The sequence below is a fragment of the Kitasatospora sp. NPDC059973 genome, from assembly GCF_042737525.1.
GTDB lineage: Bacteria > Actinomycetota > Actinomycetes > Streptomycetales > Streptomycetaceae > Kitasatospora.
Map to the genome: position 1 here is coordinate 1 of NZ_JBHWUI010000291.1, position 5,509 is coordinate 5,509.

Sequence of the window (5,509 nt, forward strand, 5' to 3'; positions counted from 1 at the left end):
ACGCAGAAGGCCAGCGGATCGTCCGCCGGGAAGGTCGCCGCGTGGATCGCGGGCGGTGCCGCCTGCGCCTGCGTCCTGGTCGGCCTGTTCCTCGCGGTCGCCCTGGTCGCCGTCGCCGTGACGGTCGGCGGCTGCGTGTCGTACCTGCTCATCCGCGAGATCCGGAAGGGGAAGTGACCATGCCCAAGCGCAACTACACCGCCGCACCGGCGGTCGCCATGACCGCCGTGTCCATGGTCCTCACCCTGGCCGTGGTCGTGATGTGGCTCGGGGACTCGATGCCGTGGCCCGTCGCCCTGGTCGTCGGACTCGGCATCGACGGCGGCTGGCTCGCGACCCTCGCGTACGACCGGCGCCTGGCCGCTCAGGGTGACCACAACACCACGGTCACCGTGGTCGGGTGGGCGTTCGGCGCGGTCGCGACCGGCGTCCTGGTCGCCCACGCGCTCACCGCCGACGGATCCGCCGGCGCATGGCTCGCCGTCGCCTGGCTGCCGATCGCGGCCAAGGCCTTGTGGCTCGTGCACGGTCTCTGGGAGCGGACCGCGCTCACCAAGACCGCCCTCGACCGGATCGCCACGATCCAGCAGGGCGCCCGCGATCAGGCGGCCATCGCCCGCGCCGAACTCCGTGCCGAGGCGGGCACCGAGGAGACCCGCCTCGACGCCGTGACGGGCGCCGGGAAGCGCGTCGCGGAGGCACAGGCCAAGGCGGCCAGGAGGCTCTCCGGCGCCTGGTCGGAGCTGGACGGAGTCCGGCAGGGCGACGGCACCGGTAGGGCTCTGACCTGCGTGACAGAGCGCGTCGCACCCGCGTCACAGGACGCGTCACAGCCCCGCTGGCAGCTCCCCGTCTGGGGCTCCTTCGAAGAACTGGCCGCCATCGAGGCACCCGCCCTGACGGACGACCAGATCGACGCGATCGTCGCGGAGCTCCGGGCCAGCACCAACCCGCCGATGTCGTACAACGCCCTCGCCCTCGCCTTCCGCAGGGCGGGCCACAGCGCCGGGGAGACCCGGCTCCGGGCGGCCTGGAAGCGCGTCACGACGTCTGAGGCGGTGGGCTCGTGATCGCCCTCGCCTACCTCGCCACCGTGGTGGTTGCCCTCGCGGTCCTGGCGGTGGCCCTGCGCCGCCGCCCGGTCCCGGCCCCCGCGCCGGTCCCGCCGGCGCCCGGACCCGACCGACTCCTGACCGACGGCACACCTGAGGTCCGGTTGATCCTCGCGGCCGCCACCCAGCTCGCCGACCTCGCCCACCGGATGGGAGCCGCAGCATGACCCGCCGACCCGCCATCCACGACGCGGCACCGAGCCTGGTCGTCTCGCACGGAGCCGACTTCTTCGGGCAGGACCACCACCTCCGCAAGGAGGTTGCCGCCCTCGCGTCCTGGGTCCAGACCTCCGTGCCGTACAACGACCGGAAGGCCGTGGCCTCACTGGTCGACGCCCTGGAGTTCCCGAAGCCCCGAACCTTCCCTGCTGCCGAAGCCGCGCTCGTCTCCGAGCAGCTGCTCACGGTCTCCCGGACCCGGCACCTCAAGCCGCGGGCGTCGGCCCTCGCCCGCGCCCTGGCCGACGCCGCCGCCCGCGCTGCCGCCGACGGCGAGTCGTGGGAGTGGACGGTCGAAGCCGCGTAAGACCGAAGCCCCGCCGGCCTTTTCGGCTGGCGGGGCTTTCTTCGGTCCGTCAAACCCCAACAGCCCCAAGGGCCGTGTCGCGTGCCGGGGGGAACACCGGGCACGAAAGGTGCTTGGATTCTCTCCAGGAAATGCGAAACGGCCAGGGGGCCTAATCCCTGACCGCTTCTGACGTCCACCCGGTCTCCACAACCAAGGGACTCGTCTGTGTCCAGCGTACGGGACGCGTCAGCGTCTGCAACCCCCGAACCTCCGCGTGCCGCCACGCGGAACAGCAGCGGCCCCCGCTGCCACTGCGGCACGCCGATTGCCCATATTCCGGGCAAAGTGCCGCGTGTCTACTGCTCGGACCGCTGCCGGAAGGCCGCGAAGCGCGCAATTCAGCGCGGGATGACGTCCGGCAGCAACCCCGGACAGCTTGGGAAAGAAACAACAGAGTTTCCCGCACCCCGCCGACCTGCGGTTTCTCCGGACGGGGTGGATGGGGAGAGCCCGAGAGGCGACAGCCTCTCGGAAGGGCAGTCGCGAAGCGACGCCGCCCGCTTGCGCAAAGCGGCGCGGTACACCCGGCGCCGGACCCTATGGCGGATCACCGGCGACTCCGCGTGCAAGGGCTGCGGCCGGGCCCTGATGGACCCCGCGTCCGGCGTGATCGTCGCCCAGACCGCTGCCGGAACCTCCGTGGTCCTCGGCCTCATGCGGTGCGGGCGGATCTGGCTCTGCCCGGTCTGCGCCGCCGTGATCCGCCACCGCCGCGCCGAGGAGATCACCCAGGCCGTGGTCACCTGGCTCCAACAGGGCGGGACCGCCTACCTGGTGACCTTCACCGCCCGCCACGCGTACAAGGACGCGCTCGCCGACCTCATGGACGCTCTCCAGGGCACCCGCAAAACCGAGGACACCCCCCGGCGCCCCGGCGCCTACCAGCGGCTCATCACGGGCGGCACGTGGGCCGGACGGAAGGTCAGCGACGGCTGCCGGGCGAAGGACCAGGAGGGCATCCGCGACCGGATCGGCTACCTCGGGATGATCCGCGCGACGGAGGTGACCGTGGGTCAGGCCCACGGCTGGCACCCGCACATCCACGCGATCGTCCTCGTCGGCGGCCGGACCACCGGAGAGAAGGCGGCCAAGAGGATCACGGGCGCCTTCACGCCTGCCGAGGACCGGCTCACCGAGTGGGAAGACCACTGGCGCGCGACCTGGACCCGCACCCTCCAGGGCATCAATCCGAAGTTCCGGCCGACGGACGACTGCGAACGGGCCGACTGCCCGTGCGAGGGCAAGGGCCACGGCGTCGACTTCAAGCGGCTGCACACCGAGCGCGACGCGAACGACCTCGCCGAGTACATCGCCAAGACGCAGGACGGCAAGGCGCCGGCGCTCGAACTCGCCCGCGCCGACCTGAAAACCGCGGGCGGCGAGAACGTCACGCCGTTCGAACTCCTCGGCCGGATCGGAGACCTGACCGGAGGCGTTCCCGAGGACGACGCCCAGGGACAGGGCTCGCTGGAGTGGAACCTGGCGAAGTGGCACGAGTACGAGCGCGCGACCAAGGGCCGCCGCGCGATCGAGTGGACCCGCTACCTGCGCTCGATGCTCGGCATCGACGGCGGCGACACCGACGAAGACAACCTCGACTTGCTCGCGGCGGCCGACGCCGAGGGCGGCGAACTCCGCGCGGGCGTCCGCGTCACCGAGGACGGCTGGCACGCGGTCGCGAGGAAGGCCCTCGACCTGGAGGCGACGCAGGCCGCCGAGGGCACCGACGGCAACACCGACCCGGCCGCCATGGCTGCCCGCGTCCGTGAGGTCCTGGCGCTCGCCGACGTCGCCGACGAGGTCGTCGTTCTCGGTCCGCAGGACGTCGTGGACGCGTACGCCGAGATGCTCGAAGCCCTCGCCCGCCGACGCGAGGAAGCAGCTGCACGACGTCGCCGCGAAGCCGAGGAGAACGACGACCAGGAGGACGACGCCGACGACCGCGAACGTGCCGTCTGGCACATCGCCCGACGCCTCGCCCAGCCGCAGAACTGATATCAGTCCGGCATAACTCGCTGCCGGAATCTGATGCCGACACGGGTCCGGGGCGCCGGCGCTTTCGCGCGACAGCGAGGGGCGCCGGATCCCCTCTCCGGGCCGCCGCGCGTCACCGTCCCCACCGCCAATTTCAGGTGGGGACGTGACGGAGGCGGGCAGTAGAGGGGATGTCAGCGAAAACGGACACCCCCACCACGCGTGGTGACCTGCACAGACGGGGTCGGCCGGAATCCGGTAAGGGCAGCAGAAGTCGCAACAGATGCCGCAGCAGATGCCGCAGGAGATGGCGCAAGAGCTGTCGCAAGCCGCCGCCCGGCCGACCGCGAAACTGGGCCCAATGACCCACAACTCGCTGCCGGAATCTGCGCCCCGCAGGACACGCCCAGCGCAGCGACCGACCGGCACGGCGGACCGATCAGATATCTGATCGCTTAGCTTGCTCCCCTGCCCGTGCCCGGGCCCGACGTCGCCCCCGACGCTCGGCCTAACGTTCCAATAGGCCACAACTGGCTGCCCGGATCTGATGTCAACGACGGCCGCCCGCGACCGGTCGGTAGCGACTCAGAGCTTGCCGTCGTCCTCCTCGCCGGCGCCGACTTCGGCACTGAGATCGAGGACAAGGTCTAGTGCTGCAAGAAGAACTCGGAGATGTTCTTCGCGAAGCAGGTCCAGTACCTGAGGTACCGGAAATCGGACCGCAGCCGTTTCGCTCCAGGGGCGAAGATGTATCTCAGGCGGCGTCCCCTGCCAGGTGAGTTTCGAGGGTGTCCTCCGCGGCCCGTTCACCAGCGCTTAGACCGGCCGAACGACCTGCTCAACGTCCTAGAGACGGACCCGAAGTTCGACTGCTCGATGTTCGTCGACAGGGCCGGTCAGCGGAAGTATCCGTCCAGTGACCCTCGGTCACGTGGTGCGCGTCACCGAAGGGTTCATGTGAGGACTTTCGATCTGCTGGCGGCCTCATGACCCCCCTACATGAAGTGCCTGTCACCAACCTCGTGAGCTGAGCATCCGACATGAAGCAGCAGGTCAGGGCCACTTAGGCGCTTTTATGCGTGTGCGTGATTCCGTTGGCATTGTGGCGGCTCCGCTCGCGCTGCGTAGGCTTCTCCCTGACCGGCAGCACCGGAGTCCGAACGAGGCCCTTCGAGGACGAGTTCGACGCCGACCGCGCCAACGGGTTTCCGGTCGCCGTGTAGTCCGACAGCCCTCGAACACCTGGAGGCAAAAAAACAGCGGTCCCCTGCGCCAACAGGGGACCGCCTGTGTAGTCCGACAGCCCTCGCCCGACCGAGTTGGATCTCAAGTACAAGGAGAAGAACCATCAAAGACGTTCCCGAGCCTAAGCTCCGCGACGGCCTGCCGTCGAGCGGGCTCACGCGACAAATGGCGCATTACGAAGCTTGTGCGACATTCATTCCGGCTCCGTTCGACAGGCGAGCGCAGGGTGTCACGTACGGGGTGACGGGCCGATGACCCTGTTCACGATCGTCGCGATGTCCCTCGCGGGCGTCGCCGTGTACTGGGCGTACAAGAACCCGAAGCTGGGTGCGTCGCTCCTGGTTGGTGCCGGGATTCTTGCCGCGGTCTATCTGATCGGACAGCAGGATGCCTCGCAGGCTCCGCTTCAGGCGCCGGCGCCTGCCGCGTCCTCTTCTGTTCCGGCGGTAGCAGGCCCGCCCCCCAGCCCGTCCGTCAGTTCAAGCGGTCAGGCCCCCTCCGCGCGGCCGGAGGTTCAGTCTCTGGAGTGAACGCCCCGTCGTGTCCCGCATCCGCAACCGGGGACGCCGACGGCGCCCCGCCCACCCCACCTGAGGGGCCGGGAGCCCGC

The 5,509-nt window shown here is 70.1% G+C and carries 5 protein-coding genes; all 5 read left to right on the forward strand.

Features of this window, described 5'->3' with window-relative positions; genetic code table 11:
- The first annotated feature begins 179 nt into the window (after window positions 1-179).
- The 5 genes from ACFWA9_RS37910 (at window position 180) to ACFWA9_RS37930 (ending at window position 5,429) form a co-directional block, all read left to right on the forward strand.
- Complete coding sequence (locus tag ACFWA9_RS37910) at window positions 180-1,070, forward strand: protein spdB (RefSeq protein ID WP_377541241.1); 891 nt, start codon at window positions 180-182, stop codon at window positions 1,068-1,070.
- Window positions 1,067-1,279 (forward strand): hypothetical protein, encoded by a 213-nt coding sequence (locus tag ACFWA9_RS37915; protein WP_377541240.1) that lies wholly within the window; start codon window positions 1,067-1,069, stop codon window positions 1,277-1,279. Before ACFWA9_RS37910 ends, ACFWA9_RS37915 begins: the two co-directional genes overlap by 4 nt.
- Window positions 1,276-1,638: a hypothetical protein gene (locus ACFWA9_RS37920; RefSeq protein WP_377541239.1), complete on the forward strand. Its 363-nt coding sequence runs from the start codon at window positions 1,276-1,278 to the stop codon at window positions 1,636-1,638. The genes ACFWA9_RS37915 and ACFWA9_RS37920 overlap by 4 nt, the downstream gene beginning before the upstream one ends.
- Window positions 1,639-2,181: 543 nt before the next feature.
- On the forward strand, window positions 2,182-3,675 hold the full coding sequence (locus ACFWA9_RS37925; RefSeq protein WP_380393911.1) for a hypothetical protein: 1,494 nt from the start codon (window positions 2,182-2,184) through the stop codon (window positions 3,673-3,675).
- A 1,475-nt stretch (window positions 3,676-5,150) separates the two neighbouring features.
- Entirely contained in the window at window positions 5,151-5,429 is a 279-nt protein-coding gene (locus ACFWA9_RS37930; RefSeq protein ID WP_377541237.1) for a hypothetical protein, read from the forward strand.
- Window positions 5,430-5,509 lie beyond the last annotated feature (80 nt).

What these genes read in the sequence shown, in the direction of transcription:
- ACFWA9_RS37910 (WP_377541241.1), top strand. Translation starts at nt 180, where the DNA reads ATGCCCAAGCGCAACTACACCGCCGCACCGGCGGTCGCCATGACCGCC.
- ACFWA9_RS37930 (WP_377541237.1), top strand. Translation starts at nt 5,151, where the DNA reads ATGACCCTGTTCACGATCGTCGCGATGTCCCTCGCGGGCGTCGCCGTG.
- ACFWA9_RS37920 (WP_377541239.1), top strand. Translation starts at nt 1,276, where the DNA reads ATGACCCGCCGACCCGCCATCCACGACGCGGCACCGAGCCTGGTCGTC.